The 1,160-nt window shown below is 43.0% G+C and carries 2 protein-coding genes; one reads left to right on the forward strand and one right to left on the reverse strand.

Features of this window, described 5'->3' with window-relative positions:
* On the reverse strand, window positions 1-544 hold a 544-nt coding region (locus B7Y67_RS18760; protein WP_293599928.1), incomplete at its 3' end, for a glutathione S-transferase.
* Between the two features lie 144 nt (window positions 545-688).
* On the opposite strand from B7Y67_RS18760, the gene B7Y67_RS18765 reads away from it, so the two are divergent.
* Complete coding sequence (locus B7Y67_RS18765) at window positions 689-1,069, forward strand: hypothetical protein (RefSeq protein ID WP_215302871.1); 381 nt, start codon at window positions 689-691, stop codon at window positions 1,067-1,069.
* Window positions 1,070-1,160 lie beyond the last annotated feature (91 nt).

Consider the following 1,160-nt stretch of genomic DNA (forward strand, 5'->3'; position numbering starts at 1 on the left):
AAGTTGGATGCTTATCCATTACTGCATTAAAAAGAGGGGTTTCAAGAAAGCGAAGGAGCCATTGCTTTAGGTGCGGGACGGGTAGGCTTTCAAAAACCTTCGTATCGACCATAGAAAACTGCCTGATAAATGGAAAAATGGCAATATCAACCCAACTGATATGATCGCCCATTAAATAGGCTTCCCTTGCTAAGGCAGTCTCCATAGGTTTAAGCATCATTTCTTGTAATTGCTTAAGCACCTCTGTCTGCTTCAATTCAGGATATCGATTGGGGTATTTATATTGATCCAATAAAGTCTTAAACGAACCATCATTTTTCTCAACCCACTCCTGGGCAATGGATTCATCAAATCGAAGCCAGCCATCTGGGTCTGATTGCGCAAGCGCCCAATGAATGATGTCTAGACTCTGCTCAAGTACTCGTCCGTCGATACACAAGACCGGAACAGTTCCTTTGGGCGATAAGAGCAATAAAGACCGAGGTTTATTTCTTAGGCTAATTTCTCTATGTTCGTATTCAACGCCCGCATACTTCAACGCCATACGAGCCCTCATTGCATAGGGACATCTTCGATAGGAATACAGGACGATAGTCATTTTCTAAAGCATTAGTCCAAGCAGTTAATGATGACTTTTAATTCAGGAAAAAGTAAAATGGATTTAAGTTGATAAGTATCGGATAAAACTATGACCCCAATTGAAAAAGAACGCTATACAGAATGCATTCACAGGGCCAAAATTTTGGGGAATGCAAGCGAACTTTACCTTAAAGCGGCTAAAGTAATCGAAGCTGGGGCCTCTGAAGACGAACGTTATCGCCATATTAAATCTGCAAAAGACCTTATTCAAGACGCATTTCCCGAGGTGTTTGAAGTGCGTCACCCTGCGCCTAAGTTCGTTATCAAGGAAGAACGGGACTATAAGGTTCTCAAAATCCTTGGATTAGCCGCACTGGTCATTGGAATTTGCTTGGCATTTGTTTTTCTTGGGCCAACTGGAGATCTCAGCAAAACCTGGACTGCTGACGATGTTGCAAAATCTACCGCATACCCAAAGCAACCCAACTAAAGCTCTACACCAATGTGTCATACTTTCCGCTAACTTGCCTCTAATTCAAGTAGCGTTTGCGCGTCACGGGCAGCAACCATGCCTTCGTCAG

Source organism: Polynucleobacter sp. 35-46-11, assembly GCF_002281105.1.